This is a genomic window from Nocardioides sp. AN3 (genome assembly GCF_054653495.1).
This window is the reverse complement of sequence record NZ_BAAIGC010000006.1, coordinates 1-16,294: the sequence shown is the minus strand read 5'-3', so window position 1 is coordinate 16,294 and position 16,294 is coordinate 1. Positions and strand designations below refer to the sequence as shown.

15 protein-coding genes are annotated in these 16,294 nt (G+C 69.5%); 5 read left to right on the top strand and 10 right to left on the bottom strand.

What is annotated here, in order from left to right:
* Nucleotides 1-110: 110 nt before the first annotated feature.
* The 8 genes from ACYQ1K_RS08755 to ACYQ1K_RS08720 form a co-directional block, all read right to left on the bottom strand.
* Nucleotides 111-785, bottom strand: a complete 675-nt coding sequence (locus ACYQ1K_RS08755) for a response regulator (RefSeq protein ID WP_459982458.1) — start codon at nucleotides 783-785, stop codon at nucleotides 111-113.
* A complete protein-coding gene (locus tag ACYQ1K_RS08750) occupies nucleotides 782-2,386 on the bottom strand; it encodes a sensor histidine kinase (RefSeq protein WP_459982457.1) in 1,605 nt (534 codons plus the stop codon). Before ACYQ1K_RS08750 ends, ACYQ1K_RS08755 begins: the two co-directional genes overlap by 4 nt.
* A complete protein-coding gene (locus tag ACYQ1K_RS08745) occupies nucleotides 2,386-3,312 on the bottom strand; it encodes a type II secretion system F family protein (protein WP_459982456.1) in 927 nt (308 codons plus the stop codon). Before ACYQ1K_RS08745 ends, ACYQ1K_RS08750 begins: the two co-directional genes overlap by 1 nt.
* 1 nt (nucleotide 3,313) lies before the next feature.
* A complete protein-coding gene (locus ACYQ1K_RS08740; RefSeq protein ID WP_459982455.1) occupies nucleotides 3,314-5,215 on the bottom strand; it encodes a type II secretion system F family protein in 1,902 nt (633 codons plus the stop codon).
* Entirely contained in the window at nucleotides 5,215-6,756 is a 1,542-nt protein-coding gene (locus ACYQ1K_RS08735) for a TadA family conjugal transfer-associated ATPase (RefSeq protein WP_459982454.1), read from the bottom strand. Before ACYQ1K_RS08735 ends, ACYQ1K_RS08740 begins: the two co-directional genes overlap by 1 nt.
* A complete protein-coding gene (locus ACYQ1K_RS08730; protein ID WP_459982453.1) occupies nucleotides 6,753-7,934 on the bottom strand; it encodes a CpaE/TadZ family protein in 1,182 nt (393 codons plus the stop codon). Before ACYQ1K_RS08730 ends, ACYQ1K_RS08735 begins: the two co-directional genes overlap by 4 nt.
* 6 nt (nucleotides 7,935-7,940) lie before the next feature.
* The gene (gene cpaB, locus ACYQ1K_RS08725) at nucleotides 7,941-8,681 is read right to left on the bottom strand and encodes a Flp pilus assembly protein CpaB (RefSeq protein ID WP_459982452.1); all 741 of its coding nucleotides are present in this window, start codon (nucleotides 8,679-8,681) and stop codon (nucleotides 7,941-7,943) included.
* A 276-nt stretch (nucleotides 8,682-8,957) separates the two neighbouring features.
* Nucleotides 8,958-10,766 (bottom strand): AMP-dependent synthetase/ligase, encoded by a 1,809-nt coding sequence (locus ACYQ1K_RS08720; RefSeq protein ID WP_459982451.1) that lies wholly within the window; start codon nucleotides 10,764-10,766, stop codon nucleotides 8,958-8,960.
* A gap of 170 nt (nucleotides 10,767-10,936) precedes the next feature.
* Here ACYQ1K_RS08720 and ACYQ1K_RS08715 point away from each other — a divergent pair, with 170 nt between their 5' ends.
* From ACYQ1K_RS08715 to ACYQ1K_RS08695, 5 genes are read left to right on the top strand one after another with little or no spacing between them, the layout of a single operon-like run.
* Complete coding sequence (locus ACYQ1K_RS08715; RefSeq protein ID WP_459982450.1) at nucleotides 10,937-11,374, top strand: SRPBCC family protein; 438 nt, start codon at nucleotides 10,937-10,939, stop codon at nucleotides 11,372-11,374.
* The gene (locus ACYQ1K_RS08710; protein WP_459982448.1) at nucleotides 11,371-12,582 is read left to right on the top strand and encodes an ArsA family ATPase; all 1,212 of its coding nucleotides are present in this window, start codon (nucleotides 11,371-11,373) and stop codon (nucleotides 12,580-12,582) included. Before ACYQ1K_RS08715 ends, ACYQ1K_RS08710 begins: the two co-directional genes overlap by 4 nt.
* On the top strand, nucleotides 12,579-12,992 hold the full coding sequence (locus ACYQ1K_RS08705) for a hypothetical protein (RefSeq protein ID WP_459982447.1): 414 nt from the start codon (nucleotides 12,579-12,581) through the stop codon (nucleotides 12,990-12,992). Before ACYQ1K_RS08710 ends, ACYQ1K_RS08705 begins: the two co-directional genes overlap by 4 nt.
* Nucleotides 12,989-13,924 (top strand): ROK family glucokinase, encoded by a 936-nt coding sequence (locus ACYQ1K_RS08700; protein WP_459982446.1) that lies wholly within the window; start codon nucleotides 12,989-12,991, stop codon nucleotides 13,922-13,924. The genes ACYQ1K_RS08705 and ACYQ1K_RS08700 overlap by 4 nt, the downstream gene beginning before the upstream one ends.
* Nucleotides 13,925-13,928: 4 nt before the next feature.
* Entirely contained in the window at nucleotides 13,929-15,026 is a 1,098-nt protein-coding gene (locus ACYQ1K_RS08695) for an ROK family protein (RefSeq protein ID WP_459982444.1), read from the top strand.
* Here ACYQ1K_RS08695 and ACYQ1K_RS08690 read toward each other — a convergent pair.
* Nucleotides 14,974-15,438 (bottom strand): hypothetical protein, encoded by a 465-nt coding sequence (locus ACYQ1K_RS08690; RefSeq protein WP_459982443.1) that lies wholly within the window; start codon nucleotides 15,436-15,438, stop codon nucleotides 14,974-14,976. The genes ACYQ1K_RS08695 and ACYQ1K_RS08690 overlap by 53 nt on opposite strands.
* A 75-nt stretch (nucleotides 15,439-15,513) precedes the next feature.
* On the bottom strand, nucleotides 15,514-16,287 hold the full coding sequence (locus ACYQ1K_RS08685) for an alpha/beta hydrolase (protein WP_459982756.1): 774 nt from the start codon (nucleotides 16,285-16,287) through the stop codon (nucleotides 15,514-15,516).
* Nucleotides 16,288-16,294 lie beyond the last annotated feature (7 nt).

Below are 16,294 nucleotides of genomic sequence, written 5' to 3'. Positions count from 1 at the left end.
CCGTGGAGCCCATAGGCACCCGAAGTAAATATTCAGGCAAGAGGGAGAACGGCTGAATCGGGAAACAGTGTGGATCTGCGTAGCCCGATTGGGCTACGACGGGCCTGGTTTCAGCCGACGGGTCGACCACCCGGCTGCACGCTCGAGAGCAGTCCGATGCGCATGGCGGTGACGAGGGCCTGCGCCCGGTTGGCGGCGCCGAGCTTCTGGTAGATCTTCGCGATGTGTGACTTGGCGGTGGACTCCGAGAGGTACAGCTGCTGGCCGATCTGGGCGGCGCCGAGGCCATCGGCGAGCAGCAGAAGGACCTCGTGCTCGCGATCGGAGAGTCGCGTCGACTCCGAGGTGGCGCGCCGCATCATCGCTTGCGCCAGGCCGGCGCAGACGAACGAACGCGGCGAGACCGCTGCATGTCGGGCCGCGCGGACCACCTCGCCGGAGGGCGCGTCCTTGCCGACGAAGCCGGACGCCCCTGCCTCCATGGCGGCGAAGATCTGGTCGTCTCCTGAGTGCATCGTGAGGACGACGAGCCCGGTCTTGTCGTTTCCCTTGCGGATGCTGCGCACGATGTCGAGCCCCGTGCCATCCTGCAGTTGCAGATCGGCGATGACGACGTCGGGGGAGAGCGCGGCATACGCGCGGAGCGCCTCGGCGACGCTCCCCGCCTGCCCGACCACCTGCATGTCGTCCTCGAGCTCCATCACGCCCGCGAGGCCCTCACGGATGAGCTCATGGTCGTCCACCAGGAGGATTTTGATCCCCGGACTCTGCTGGTCAGTGCTCATGCTTTGACCCTCGTCTCCTCGTCGAAGTCAGGTTGAACCACAGTGATCTCCTCGGGGCCGCCATCGCCTCGGATCGTGACAGACACACAGAGGCCGCCGCCAGGGGCGCTGGTCAGCTCCAGCACTCCGTTGACCAGCAGTGCCCGCTCGCGCATGATCTTCAAACCGTGCGAGTCTCGTCGGCCCGGCTGCAGGCCGCGACCATCGTCGGTCACCGTGATGCGGGCCGCCGGCGCACGGACCTGGCAATGGACCTCGATGGAGTCGGCGTTGGCGTGCTTGACCGCATTGTTCATCGCCTCCTGGGCGATCCGGAACAGCTCTGCCTCCACCTCGGGCCGCAGGCGGTCGGTCAACTCGTCGGCCGTGACATGGATCGGCACGCCCGAGACCTCCGAGAGGTTGCGAGCGACCGAAGCGATCGCGGCGCCGAGACTCTCGCTCTCCCCGATGCTGGTGCGCAGGTTGACCAAAGAGCGGCGGATCTCGGCGACGATCGCTGTGACGCGGTTGCGCAGAAGCGCGATTCGCTCGTGCTGGGCCTCCGTGGTGGCCACCGCCGCAAGCGCATCGGCGAGATAGCCGAGCGAGGCGATGTCCTGCGCCACGCCGTCGTGCATCTCCCGCGCGAGGCGCCGGCGCTCCTCAGCGCTGGCGGCGTCGCGGAAGGCCGCGAACAGCAGGGCGGTGTCGAGATGCACGGCGCTGGGCTTGAGGCTGGTCGTCAGTCGCCGCACGGCGTCGTCGAGTCCAACGGCGCGGACGTCTGCGCCCTCGGGCAGAGCTCCGACCACGATGCCGGTCGAGCCCGAGTCCACCTGGAGCGGAAAGGCGAAGACGTGACCGCGTCGCACCGGCTGGCAGTCCTGCCAGCACTGGGAAGCCAGCGCTTCGAACTGTTGCACCTCATCCGGCGCCCCGATCGACTTGGTGACGAGGGGGAGCAGGGCATCGCCGCGGGCGACGTAGAGCGTCATCGCCACGGTGGGTACCTCGTCGCGGACGGCCGACAGGATCGAGCCCCCGAGTGCGACGGGATCCAGTCCGCTGTCGAGGCCCTCGGAGATGTCGATGAGCTGTCGCAGCAGGCTCTGGGCATAGTGGTAGGGGGCCAGCGGGTCGCTGCGCTCGACGAGGGCGCTGTGGAGGAACGTGCCGATCAGCCCGAGGCCGAGGCCGGTGACCGACCAGCTGAAGGCGGCTGAGCTCTGCTCTGCCGTGAGCGCCCCTCCGACCACGAAGGAGAACAGCACGAGCATCGCGATCTCGGCGCACAGGGAGGTCACCATGCCTCGGAACCCACGGAAGACCGAGGCTGTGAACGGAGGAACGCAGAGGGCACCGATGACTGCCACCGAAGCGTCCACGACGATCCCGCACACGGCGCCGATGAGGAGCGCCTCGGCGGTCGTCAGGACGCTGAGGGGAAGGACTCTGCGGAGGTCGACGATGGTCGCCAGCGTCCAGATGGCGCCGATCACGAGCAGCGCCAGCAGGGCGGCGGCGTCGCGCGTCCACAGCACGGGCCCCGTCAGGGCGATCAGAACGATGATGCGTGCTAGCGCCGCGACCCGAAACGGTAGCCGATCCGCGTCCAGCATCAGCGGCTGAACTGGTCCATGATGTTGATGGCGGCCGGCCCCATCACGGCGATGAACAGAGCCGGCAGGATGCAGAAGATCAGGGGAATGGTGATCTTCACGGGCACTTGCTGTGCCTTAGCCTCCGCTTTCTGCCGCCTCTTGACCCGCATCTCCGCCGACTGAACACGCAGCACCTGGGCGATCGGGATGCCGAAAGCGTCAGCCTGCACCATCGCCGAGACGAAGGACCGCAGGTCATCGATGTGCACGCGGTCACCGAGCGACCGGAGTGCCTCTCCGCGGCCCATGCCGAGCTGCATCTCGCGGATCATGCGGGCGAACTCGTCGGCGAGCGGGCCTTCGGTGTTCTGGGCTACCTGCTGCACGGCTGCGTCGAAGCCGAGCCCCGACTCGACGCTGATGGTCATCAGGTCGATGGCGTCGGGCAGCTCCTTCTCCAGCTTGTTCCCGCGGTCATAGCCCAGCTGGTAGAGATAGAGGTTGGGTCCGAAGAAGCCGATGACCAGGCCGCCAGCGGCGAAGATCAGCCGCATCGACAGACTGTCGGCGACGACCAGTCCTCCCGCGAGGCCCACGATGAATCCGAGGCCGGCGCCCATCACCTTCCCGCTCGTGACCCGGTCGACAGTCCAGCCGGCCGGGTTGCCGGCGATGTCGAGCTTCTTGCGGATCCGCTCAGCCGAGTCTGCGCCGGTGATGCGGCGGCCGAGGCCCAGCGCTCGCTCTCGAAGCGGCTGGAGCACTCGGTCGGCGAAGGGCTTCTCGAGGTCGGCCGTCAGCTCTCGCGGCGCCTCGGCCATCGCCTGGAGGAGGGCAAGCGAGCGATTGATGCCGCGAGTCTCCTCGGCTGGCTTCAATCCCATCGCCAACAGCGCGAGAGCGACGCCAACCAGCATCAGCCCCAGGACGAAGAGAAGCACCATGTCAGACCTCGACCTTCACCAGACGGCTCATCCAGAACACGCCCACCCCAAGCCACAGTGTGCCACCCGCAAGCATGACGATGCCGCGCATGTCGGTGAAGAGGGGCGAGGCGTAGTCCCAGTTCGTCAGGCAGAGGTAGAGGGCGAAGAGCGGCGGCAGCAGTGAGAGCACGAGCGCGGAGAGCTTGCCCTCCGCTGCGAGCGCGTTGACCTGACGGCGTAGGTAGCCTCGCTCGCGCATCGTTGCGGCGACCGTGTCGAGCAACTCGGCCAGGTTGCCGCCCACTTGACGCTGGATCTTGATCGCCATGACGACCCACTCGAAGTCTTTGCTCTCGAAGCGCTGAGCGATCCCCTCGAGAGCATCCTCGAGCGAGACGCCGAGGCGCGTCTCCACCAGCACGCGCCGGAACTCGCTGGCGATTGGCTCCACGCCGTCGTTGACGACCGTGTCGAGTGCTTGCGCGAGCGAGAGACCTGCGGCGAGGGAGCCCGAGATCAGCTGCAGGGTGTCCGGGAGGCCATGGCTGAACGCCTTGCGGCGTCGGCTTCGACGCAGGCCGAGATAGATCCAGGGCCCGGCGACACCGAGCGCCAGGAAGATGATGCCGAGGATGAGGTTGCCCCGGCCGAGCAGCAGTCCGAACAAGGCGACGACGAGGGCGACAGCCGTATGCACCAGCAGCCACTCTGCCGGCTTCAGCTCGCTCCCGGCCGCGTCGAGGCGGGCGGCGATGCGGGCCTCCAGGGTGGCGTTGCGCTTGAGCAGGTCGGCCGCGGCCGTCTTGGCGCCGGCCAACATCTCCTCCGGCTCGGCCTTGTGCCTGCGGCCCTTCCCGCGCTTGCTCGTCGAAGCGGTGTACGACGCAACCCGTTCCTCGGCGGTGAGAGGCGGGGCGGGTCGGGGGACGAGCATGACCAGGAGCACCATGAGACCGAGACCGAGGGCTCCGACACCGGCGTACATGCCCCACGACGGGACCACCATGCGCGAGGCTGCGTCCGCCACCGCCGCAGGCGATGCCGCCGCATGGGAGGGGCGGATCTGTCCGAACGCGCTTGCCGACACAGCGCCGAAGCTCACCGTGACGGTGGCCTGGTTCGCGGTGACGCTCGAAGGGACTTGCGCGGTGACGACCACCTGGCGTGCGAGTGCCTGCGCCTCGTTGTCGAACGTCTTCGCCAGGGCGGTGGGATCGGCCGAGAGCATCTGTCCGTGACCGGCCTGGGCGAGCGCCGACAGCGCCGTGTTGTCCGTGGTGCCGCCCACTGCGACGACGTCGACGAGCGCCCCGGCATCCGAGATCGCTGCCGTCGCCTTGGCAAGCGGCGTCTTGCTCACATCGGCACCGTCGGAGAGGACGAGCAGCGAGCGCTGGCCCTCGGAGCCGGACGCCTGCACGGCCGTCACGACGCCGTCGTAGAGGTGCGTTCCGGCGCTCAGCGTGAGCCCCTTGACGACGGCGGCGGCCGCCGAGCGATCCTGGGTCGGCTTCAGGTCTGTCGACACGCTGCTGTCGAAGGTGACGACGCCGACGTAGACATTGGCCGGCACTGACGAGAGGAACTGGAGCGCCGCCGCCTTGGCGGCGTCGAACTTCGCACCCTTCATCGAGTCGCTGGTGTCGATGGCGAGCATGGTGGTGCGGCGTACGTCGCTGGCATCGCCGGCCGACGTCGCGGTGGCGTGTGCGGTGGTGCCGTCGATGGTCACGGCGACGTCGCCCAGCTTCACGTTCGCGTCCGCCGGGACGGACACCAGCAGCTTCAGCCCATCGCTGGTCTGCTCGATGTGGGTGATGGAGGTGTCGCTGCCTGCGGCGAGGGCAGCGGACTCGCTCAACGCCAGGGCGCCGACCGTCAGCGTTCCGAGAGCCGCGGCTGCGGCGAGCAGGCGCTTCATCAGCCGCGATCCGGGACGAAGAGCATGGGGTCGACCGTCACATTGGCGTTCGCCATCTTCTCCAGGAACTTCGGTCGGAGGCCCGTGGCCTTCATCCGTCCGAGCGCACGACCCTCGCCGTCCCATCCCGCCGCGTTGTCGTAGACGAAGATGTCCTGGAGGGTGATGACGTCACCCTCCATCCGCTCCACCTCGGTGAGGTGGGTGATCTTGCGGGTGCCGTCCTTGAAGCGCGTCTGGTGGACGATGAGGTCGACGGCCGAGGCGACCTGCTCACGGATGGCGCGCACGGGGAGGTCCATGCCGGCCATGAGCACCATGGTCTCCATGCGGGCGAGCGTGTCGCGAGGGCCGTTGGAGTGCAACGTGCAGATGGAGCCGTCGTGGCCGGTGTTCATGGCCTGCAGCATGTCGAGCGCCGACGCGTCACGCACCTCGCCGACGATGATGCGGTCGGGGCGCATGCGGAGACTGTTCTTGACCAGGTCGCGGATGGTGACCGCGCCCTTGCCCTCGATGTTCGGCGGCCGAGACTCGAGCCGGACGACGTGGTCCTGCTTGAGCTGGAGCTCCGCCGCGTCCTCGATGGTGACGATGCGCTCGTCGTAGGGGATGAAGGACGAGAGCACGTTGAGCGTCGTCGTCTTGCCTGCACCGGTCGAGCCCGACACGATCACGTTGAGGCGCCCGCGCACGCACGCCTCGAGGAACTGCCGAGAGGCGGGCGTGAGTGACCCGAAGCGGACCAGGTCGTCCGCAGTCAGCGGGTCCGTGGCGAACTTCCGGATCGTCAGCGCCGAGCCGTCGATGGACAGCGGTGGCACCACCGCGTTGACACGGCTGCCGTCGGGAAGGCGGGCGTCGACCATCGGGCTGGACTCGTCGACGCGCCGCCCGATGCGGGAGACGATCTTGTCGATGGTCCGGCGCAGATGCGCCTCGTCGCTGAACTGGCCGTCCGCCTTGACGAGCTTGCCGCCCCGCTCGAGCCAGATGTCGGCATGGCCGTTGACCATGACCTCGGAGACATCAGGGTCGCGCAGGTAGGGCTCGATCGGGCCGTTGCCCAGGATGTCGTCGCTGATCTCCTGGATGACGCGCTGCCGGTCGCTGTTGGACAGCGGCCGGTCCTGCGCGGCGAGCACGTCCTGCAGCACGCTGCGGACGGCCTGGTCGAGCTCCTTGGCGTCCAGGTCCGACTCGTACAGCTGCGGGCCGAGGGTCTTGAGCAGCTCGGTGTGCACGGTGCTCTTGATCGACTCGAAGCGGTCGGTCTGCTGCTGACCGGTGGACAGCAGGCGTCGCGAGACATCGGCGGTCGGCGGGGCGGTCGGCGGGGCGGAGGACGGGGCCGGCGCGGTGGCCGTGGCTGTCGCCTGCTCTGCGGCGCCGTCCGACGCCTCGGCGCGGCGCTTGCCGGACGCCTCGGATCCGTCCTCGCCGCGCGACGGCTCGGCGGCCGGGTCTACGTCGTCGAGTGGCGCGTCACTCTCCGGCCCGGAATGGCGACGCGCGGCTGCGATACGGTCGGCGAGACTCATCGGCGCCTCCTCAGACGACGCTTCGGCTGGTCTCCGGCGGGCTGCTCGCCGCCGGCGGTCACGGGCGTGGCGATGTCCTCACCGGCCAGCTGGGAGGCGAGCGCGATGATCGCCGTGCTCGTCGGGTGATAGGGGTTCTTCGCCACGATGGGGTTGCCGGCGTTGGTCGCGGCCGCCACCTCGAGCGAGGTGGTGACACGGGCGGCCGGGCGCATGCCGAGGATGCTCTCGACCCGGTCGGGACTGATCCCCACCTCGTCGTCGGCTCGGTTGAGCAGCAGGTGGCGCCGGTCCTGGGCGATGTTGAGCATGTCGAGCGTCTCGAGCGCGACCTTGACGTTCTTCAGGGTCGGCACGTCGAGCGTCGCCACGATGACGATCTCGTCGGTCTCGTCCAGCGCCGTCAGCGTCTGCTCGTCGAAGGCAGGGGCCGTGTCGACCACGACGTAGTCGAAGGACTCCTTCAAGGTCCGCAGGATCTGGGACACCAGCGTCGGCGAGACCCGGTCGCGCACGTCGGGATGCGACGGGGCCGCCAGGATCATCATCGAGTCCTGGTGTCGGGTCAGCAGCCCGTTGAGCAGTTCGGCGTCGATCGAGCTCTCGGAGCCGATCGCGTGCTCGATGGAGTGCGTGGGGAAGAGCTGCATCGTGATGGCGACGTCACCGAAGGCCAGATCGAGGTCGACGAGGCAGATCCGGCGGGCGCCACCCTCGGTGAGCGCCAAGCCGAGGTTGACCGACATGGTGGTCTTCCCGACGCCGCCCTTCGGTGACCACACCGTGATGACCTTGCCCGTGTGGGTGGCGCCGCCCGGGCCGCGCAACGCGACGTAGAGCTGGTAGGCGCGAGTCACCGCGGCAGTCACGGCCTCAGGAGAGCCGCTAGGGATGACGTCACGAGCGCCGGCCTGCATGGCGGCGGTGAGGACCTCGGTGGTCAGCTCCTCGCGGATGAGGACCACGCTGACCGTCGGGCGCGTCGTCCGGAGGTGGTCGCACAGGGCGAGCGCCTCAGAGACCGCAACCGTCGGACCGAGGACGACGACGTACTCCTCGTGGTGCTGCCCGAGCCAGGCGCGCACGCGGTCCATGGTGGCGACGCCCTGGGAGCCCGCTGGCAGTGCGCGGAGCAGAGCGGCGACGACATCGGAGTCAGGATCGACGATGACCGGCATAGGGAATCACCCGAAGAGGTTGTCGTTGCTGGTGCGCAGGTCCGGCTTCAGCGCGGCCTTGCCGTCCGAGGGCAGCAGGCCGAAGGCGAGCTCGCCGTTGCCTTGGCTGAAGAGGATCTTCTGCGCGTCGGTCTGGCTGAGCGCGAGCGTCATGAGCGTCCGTGGCAGCTGCTCAGTGGTCTGCGCACCTGCCTGGTTGGTGGTCGTGGTCGACACCGGCGTGGTCGAGCCGACGCCGATGACGGTCACGTTCTGCAGGAGCATCTGCGTGAACGGCGTGCCCTTCTTCGGGTCGGTGCCGTTGAGGAAGATGGCGACCTTCGAGCCGGGGTTGACGAACCCGGCGACGCGGGCGGTGTCGGTCAGGTTGACCGAGATCGCGATCTGGTCGTCGGGGATCTGCAGCGAGCTGGTCGGCGCGGCGCTGGTGCCGAACTTCGAGGCGATGATCTGCTCGCCGGGGTAGATCGTCGTGAGGGCGACCTTGCCGGTCAGTCCGGTGAGATCTGTCTGGTAGTCGGGCAGCAGCGAGTTGTTCGTCACCGCCTTCTTCGTGATCTTGCCCGCGCTCTGGGCGGCCTCGACCGTCTCGCCGGCCTGGATCGCCTGCGTGGCGACCAGGACGTCGGTGGTCTGGAACTGGTCCTCGGCCCGGGTGTCGGCCCCACGCACATACATGAACACCAGGACCGCGCCCAGCGCTGCCACCAGCGCTGCGGCGACCACGAGGATTCTGCGTCGTTCCATGGACGACCTTTCGACTCAGGGGTCGAACCCAGCTCGTCCCCGCACTGGCCAGAACTTTAGGCACTGGGTCGGGCTGATGTAGCGGAACGGAAGTCAAAGTCGGAGCGCGTCGGAAGTGGGTCCTCGCGGCACCCTGTCTCGACCTGCTGGGTCCCACGTCCGCGAGCGTGACGTCCTCATCCGGCATAGCCCGTTCGGGTGGTCCGCATAGCCCCGCCAGCGCTCAGATCCCGTCCGTTTGCCACGCCGCCGATGTCCACGATGTGGGACGGCCGGTCAGGCGTGGTAAAGCGCCTCCACCTGGTCGCGGAACTCCTTCATGACGACGTTGCGCTTGAGCTTGAGGCTCGGCGTCAACTGGCCGCCCTCTTCGGTCCAGGAGTCGGGCAGGATGGCGAACTTCCGGATGGACTCCGCCTTCGAGACCGCCTTGTTGGCATCGTCGACGGCCGACTGGATCTCGGCGACGAGGTCGGGGTCCTCGACGAGCCTCGCGAGGTCGGTCGCCTTGCCACGCGACTCGGCCCAGGCCGGCAACGACTCGGTGTCGAGGGTGACCAGGGCAGCGATGAAGGGCTCGCCGTCGCCGACGACGATGCACTGGTCCACGAGGGCATGTGCGCGCAGGCGGTCCTCGAGGACGGCAGGGGCGACGTTCTTGCCGCCCGCGGTCACGAGGATCTCCTTCTTCCGCCCGGTGATCCGGACGAACCCCTCGTCGTCCACCTCTCCGACGTCGCCGGTGTGGAACCACTCGCCGCCTGTCGCATCGTCGGGGGTCTTCGCCTCGGCCGTCGCCTCCGGGTTGTTCCAGTAGCCGTGGAAGATCTGACCGCCCTTGAACAGCAGCTCGCCGTCGTCGGCCACGCGGACCGTCGTGCCTTCGATGGGTCGACCGACCGTGCCGATCTTGAGTGCATCGGGCAGGTTCACGGTGAGGGCGGCGGTGGTCTCGGTGAGGCCGTATCCCTCGAGCACGGTCAGCCCGAGGCCGCGGTAGAAGTGGCCCAGCCGCTCGCCGAGCGGTGCTCCACCCGAGACGGCGTAGAGGCAGTTCCCGCCCAACGCCGCGAGGAGCTTGCTGTACACCAGCTTCGCGAAGATCGCGTGCTGAGCGCGCACCAGCAGCGGGACCCGGCCCTTCTCGCTGGCGCGCGAGTAGGCGATCGCCACCTCGGTGGCCTTGTCGAAGATCGTGCCATGGCCGTCCGCGGCCGCCTTCTGGGACGCCGTGTTGAAGACCTTCTCGAAGACCCGGGGCACCGCGAGGATGAACGTCGGCTTGAACTCGCCGAGGTCGTCGAGCAGGTTCTTGATGTCGGGGGAGTGCCCGAGCTTCGTGCGCGACTTCACGCAGCCGATCTGGATGATCCTCGCGAACACATGCGCCAGGGGCAGGAAGAGCAGCGTGCTGCGCTCCTCGGCCTGGAAGAGCCGGTCGAGCTCGTGCACGGCGACACCCAGCTCGAACATGAAGTTGCCATGCGTCAGCACGCAGCCCTTGGGGCGCCCTGTCGTGCCCGAGGTGTAGATCAGGGTGGCGATGTCGTCGGGCGTGAGCGACGTACGCCGCTTCTCGATCTCCTCGTCGGACAGGTCCGCGCCGAGCCGGGTGAGCACGTCGACGCCGTTGTCGGCGAAGGACCAGACATGGTGCAGCGCGGACAGGTCGCTGCGGATCTCCGCGAGGCGCGCCACATGGTCGTGGCCCTCAGCGACGACCGCCTTGGCCCCGGAGTCCTCGAGGATCCAGCGGACCTGCTCGGCCGACGACGTCTCGTAGACGGGGACCGTGACCGCACCGGCGAACCAGATGGCGTAGTCGAGCAGCGTCCACTCATAGCGCGTCTTGGAGAAGAGCGCGACGCGGTCGCCGCGCTCGATCCCCGCCGCGACGAGCCCCTTGGCGACCGCGGTGACCTCGTCGAGGAACGTCGTCGAGGTCACGTCCTCCCAGGCGCCGTCGGCCCCACGCCTGCTGAAGAGCGCGACATCCGCAGCCTCCCGGGCGTTCGTGACGACGTCGTCGGTGAGGTTGCCGACCGTGGGCAGATCGATCGTCAACGGCGTGGAGAACTCGCGCACCAGGGTCTCCTGTCGGGGCTGCCTTGCGGGGGTGCCTGTTCTGGCTACTCGGAGGTAATCGCCCAGCACATTACCGCCGCTAGTCGAAGCGTCGGCATCCGGTACGCTCGCCGAGCGCGCCGGCCGCACGCTGACGCCTCCGCCTGCCGACCTCGCTGGGACACCGACACATGGCTGAACAGACCACCTCCTCGATCGTCGTCGATGCTGCGCCGGCCGATGTCATGGCGGTCATCGCGGACTTCGGCTCCTATCCCTCGTGGGCCAAGGGCGTGAAGGTCGCCGACGTGGAGTCGACGGGCGCCGATGGTCGCGCCAGCGAGGTGCACTTCGTGCTGGACGTCGCACCGATCAAGGACGACTACACGCTGGCCTACACCTGGGAGGGCGACCGTCAGGTCACCTGGACGCTGGCACGGGGCAACATGCTGCGCGCACTCGACGGCGCCTACATCTTGCGCGACCTCGGGGGTCGCACGGAGGTCACCTACCGGCTCGCGCTCGACCTGACCATTCCCATCATCGGCATGCTGAAGCGGCGCGGCGAGAAGATCCTCATCGAGACGGCGCTGCGCGGGCTGAAGATGCGCGTCGAGTCGGTGTCTTGAGGATCCTGCTCTTCACCGGCAAAGGGGGCGTCGGCAAGTCCACGCTGGCCGCCTCGACCGCCGCGCTCGCCGCGGCGTCCGGCCTGCGCACCCTCGTGCTCTCGACCGACGCGGCGCACTCGCTCGCGGACGCGTTCGGAGCTCAGGTCGGAGCCGAGCCGACTCAGGTCGCCCCAGGCCTGTACGTCGAGCAGGTCGACGCCCAGCTGAGGTTCGAGCAGTCCTGGGCCGACATCCAGCGCTACCTGCTCTCGGTGCTGGACGTGGCCGGCATGGACCCCGTTGCGGCCGAGGAGCTGACGGTCATCCCCGGAGCCGAGGAGGTGCTAGCGCTCCTCGAGCTGAGGTTGCACGCCCGCTCGGGTGAGTGGGACGTCATCGTCGTCGACTGCGCGCCGACCGCCGAGACGCTCAGGCTGCTCGCGCTTCCCGAGGCGCTCGGCTGGTACATGTCACGCGTCTTCCCGATGCAGCGGCGGCTCGTGAAGGCGCTCAAGCCCGTGCTCACGCGTGCTGCAGGCGTCCCGATGCCCGGTGAGACCGTCTTCGACGCCCTCCAGCGGCTGCACGACGAGCTGCTCGAGGTGAGAGACCTGCTGACCGGCCCGGCGGCCAGTGTCCGCCTGGTGCTCACGCCGGAGACCGTCGTCGTCGCGGAGGCACGCCGTTCCTACACGATGCTCTCCCTCTACGGCTACCGCGTCGACGGCGTCGTGGCGAACCGCGTCTTCCCGGCGGACGGCGCCGACGACTGGCGCGCCGGGTGGGTCCTGGCCCAGGACGGCGTGCTCGCCGACGTGGACGCCTCCTTCGTGGGCCTGCCTGTGTGGCGCTCGGTCTACCGGGCCGGCGAGCCCGTCGGCGTGCCAGCGCTCGAGGAGCTCGCGCGGGAGGTGTACGCCGGCCAGCGGGTCGACCCGCTCGGGCCGCCCTCCGGCCAGGGACCGTTCCGCGTGAGCAGGAGCTCGGCCGGAGCGATCGCACACCTGGCTCTCCCTGGTGCCACCAAGGACCAGGTCCACCTTGCGCGCAACGGCGACGACCTCGTCGTGACGGTGGGGTCCTACCGGCGACTGATGACACTGCCGCAGGGTCTTGCGCGGCTTCGCATCGCCGGCGCCCGGGTGGAGGGCGGTGAGCTGCAGGTCCGCTTCGTGGAAGGATCGGGCGACCGCATCGACGCAGCGACGGGAGGGGAGAGGCAGTGACGGGTTCGGACGAGGGGTCCGCGGGAGGGCATGACCGGATCGGGTCCGCAGCCGAGGAGGCGGCGAAGCTCTTCGGCGCGCTGTCGGGCTGGGCGAGCGACCTCGGCCACGGTCTCGACGCGCACCTGGCGACGGGCGCGCCGGAATGTACGTACTGCCCCATCTGCCGTACTGTCCACGTCCTCCGCGAGGCCAGCCCTGAGATCAAGTCCCACCTCGCGAGTGCGGCTGCCTCGCTCTTGCAGGCCGCGGCGGGCGTGCTGGCGGCCGCCGCGTCCTCGACCGGCCAGGAGCGTGACCGGTCCGCCGGGGTCGAGAACATCGACCTCGACGGTGACCAGGACTGGCCGGAGACCGACGGACCTGAGACCGACCAACCCGACACTGGGCAACAGGAGGAGAGCCAGTGAGCCTGGCGTGTGGAGTGGACGTCGGCGGGACGAAGATCCTCGCCGGCGTCGTCGACGACGAGGGCTCGATCGTCGAGGAGGTCCGGGTGGTGTCGCCGGCGACCGACGTCGACGCCATCACGGCTGCCATCGCGGGGCTCGTCGACGACCTGGCGGCGCGGCATGCCTTCGACCGCGTCGGCGTGGGCGCGGCCGGCTACATCGACAAGTCGCGCAGCACGGTCCTGTTCGCCCCCAACATCGCCTGGCGCGATGTCGACCTGCGTGCCCTGGTCGAGGAGCGGACCGGCAAAGGTGTCGTGGTCGAGAACGACGCCAACGCCGCCGCCTGGGGCGAGTTCGCCTTCGGTGCCGGCGCCGACATCGACGACTTCCTGCTCGTCACGGTGGGGACCGGCGTCGGCGGCGGGCTGGTGCTCGACGGATCGCTCTACCGGGGTGCATTCGGCATCGGCGCCGAGATGGGTCACATGCGCGTGGTGCCCGGGGGCATCCTCTGCGGCTGCGGAAACCTGGGCTGCTTCGAGATGTATGCCAGCGGCAACGCGCTGGTGCGGATGGCGCGCGAGGCCGCCGAGGCGGGGCGTGCCGACGACCTGCTGAAGAGGGCGGGCGGCGTGGTCGACGCCATCAACGGACCGCTGGTCACCGTCGCCGCCCGTGAGGGCGATCCTGTCGCTGCCGGCCTCCTCGGTGAGCTCGGGCGCTGGCTGGGCGAGGGCATCGCCTCGCTCACGGCGGTGCTCGACCCGGCGATGGTCGCGATCGGCGGCGGAGTCTCCGAGGCCGACGAGCTCCTGCTGGAGCCCGCTCGGGAGGGCTTCCTCAGCCAGCTGACCGGCCGCGGTCATCGGCCGGAGCTCGTCATCCGGAAGGCGACGCTCGGAGATCGCGCCGGTCTCGTGGGCGCGGCGGACCTGGCTCGTCGGTGACGGCGTGACGCTCTACATCGGCGTCGACATCGGTGGCACCAAGGTGCTCGCCGGCGAGGTGCTCCCGGACGGCACCGTGGGGCGCACGGCGCGCCGGTCGACGCCCGGCCGTCAGGTGGACGTCGCCCTCGTGGAGGACGCACTCACCGAGGCGGTCTTCGAGGTCGCCGACGGGCGACGGATCGACGCCGTGGGTCTCGCGGCTGCGGGCTTCGTCGACGCCGCCGGCGAGCGAGTCATGTTCGCTCCTCACCTCCCGTGGCGGATGGATCCCACCCGGGCCCGCCTCGAAGCACGCTGGGGTGTCCCCGTGGCGCTCGACAACGACGCCAACTGCGCTGCGCGGGCCGAGTATGCCCTGGGCGTCGCCCGCGGCTACACCGACGTCGTCATGATCACCCTCGGCACCGGCATCGGCGGCAGCCTGATCCTCGGGCGCACGCTGTTGCGCGGGCACAACGGCATGGCCGGGGAGTTCGGCCACATGCAGGTCGTTCCCGAGGGGCAGTCCTGCGAATGCGGCGGGTTCGGCTGCTGGGAGCAGTACTGCAGTGGCAACGCGCTGGTGCGGTTCGCCCGGGCGCAGCTCGGAAGCCGGCCGACCCTACTCCACGACGCGTGCGGGGGCGATCCGGCTGCCCTCACCGGTCCGATGGTCACCGAGGCCGCTCACCTCGGGGACGCGGTCGCGCAAGAGGCCTACACGTCCGTGGCGAGCTGGCTCGGAGTCGGAGTGGCCAACCTCGTGGCCGCGTTCGACCCTGAGCTCGTCGTCATCGGCGGCGGTGTCTCCGCCGCCGGCGATCTGCTGTTGGAGCCGGCGCGAGAGGCGCTCGCCCAGTCATTGGTCGGAGCCGGCCACCGCGAGATCCCGCCGCTGCGGCAGGCACGGTTCGGTCCCGAGGCCGGGATCGTCGGCGCCGCCGATCTGGCACGGACCGAAGCCGTGCGGCCGCTGTTCCGCCGCCGCCGCGGCGAGCGGGTGCGGCGCGCGAGGCGTCGCGAGCGCCTCCAGCGCTTCCGTGACCTGGTGGCGCCCGAGGTCCCGGCTACAGCCGAGCGCCGTCGTCCCAGGGGTCGTCGCGGTCCTTCGGCATCGTGACGACCAGGTAGCCGAAGCCGCCGAGGAACGCCGCGACCAGCAGCCAGCCGAACCAGGAGGGCACCGACACGTCCGAGGACGTGACGACGACGGTCGCGATGAGGGCGAGGACCGGCGCACCGAGGACCCCGGCCCACGCCACCGTGCGGGCGGTGCCGAGGTGGAACGGCTCGGGGTCAGGGGGGACGAAGCCCTCGTCGAGCGGGTCGCCACTCGGCTCGAACGGCTCGTCCACATCGTCGTCGAACTCGCCGAAGCGGGCGCCGTACGACGACCCCGGCTCCGCGACGGGCTCCCGTGGCTCCACCTCGATGCCGACCTCCGGCGGCAGCTCGGCGCGGTCGCCGTAGTGCTCCACGATGTCGCGCCAGGCCATCAGGTCCGGGTCGTCGGGTTCGGAGTTCGCGGGCACGCCATGAGCGTAGTCGGCTCGGCCGCTCGAGAACTATCCGTCGGGGGCCACGAAGCGGGTGTCGGGGTGTGCTGCCTACGTCACTCGCGCGATGAACGCGGCCGACTCCTCGAAGATCTGCTGGGCGTCGTTGTCCACGGTCGCGACGTGGTAGCTGTTCTCGAGCCGCGTCACGGTGACGTCGGTGGAGCCGATCCGCTCGAGGATCAGCGGCTCGGAGAGCTCGTCGACGACGTGGTCGACGCTCGAGCGGAAGTAGAGCAGGGGCGCCTTGATGCTGCCGAGGTCGGCGACCAGCACCGGCCACGCGCTCATCATCGAGTGGGCGGCCTTCAGCGGGGTGTGGGTGTAGGCGTCCTCGATGACGCCGTCCTTCTTGATGTCACTGCCGATGCCGGGCATGGCGCCGAGCAGGTGCTTGAGCACCGGCAGGAGCTTCACGTCCCAACGCTTGGTGGCCACGGCGGGGTTGACGACGATGACCCCGGCGATCCGGTCGCCGTTGCCCTGGGTCGCCTGGTCGGCGGCCAGTCGGAGCACAAGCGCCCCGCCCATCGAGAGACCCGCGACCACGACGGCGTCGTTCTCGCCCGCGAGCTTGTCGAAGGCGCGGCTGATCTCGCCGTACCAGTCCGCCCACGTGGTGGTGTTCATGTCGCGCCAGGTCGTGCCGTGGCCCGGCAGGCGCGGCACCTCCACGGCGTACCCCTTCGCGGCGAGATGCTCTCCCCAGGCGCGCATCGAGCCAGGAGAGCCGGTGAAGCCGTGGGACAGGAGCACGCCGACGCGTCGGCCACCGGTCAGATCGGGGCGCGCGGGCACGGAGAGCGGCACGGCAGTGGGAAGCACGGGCGGG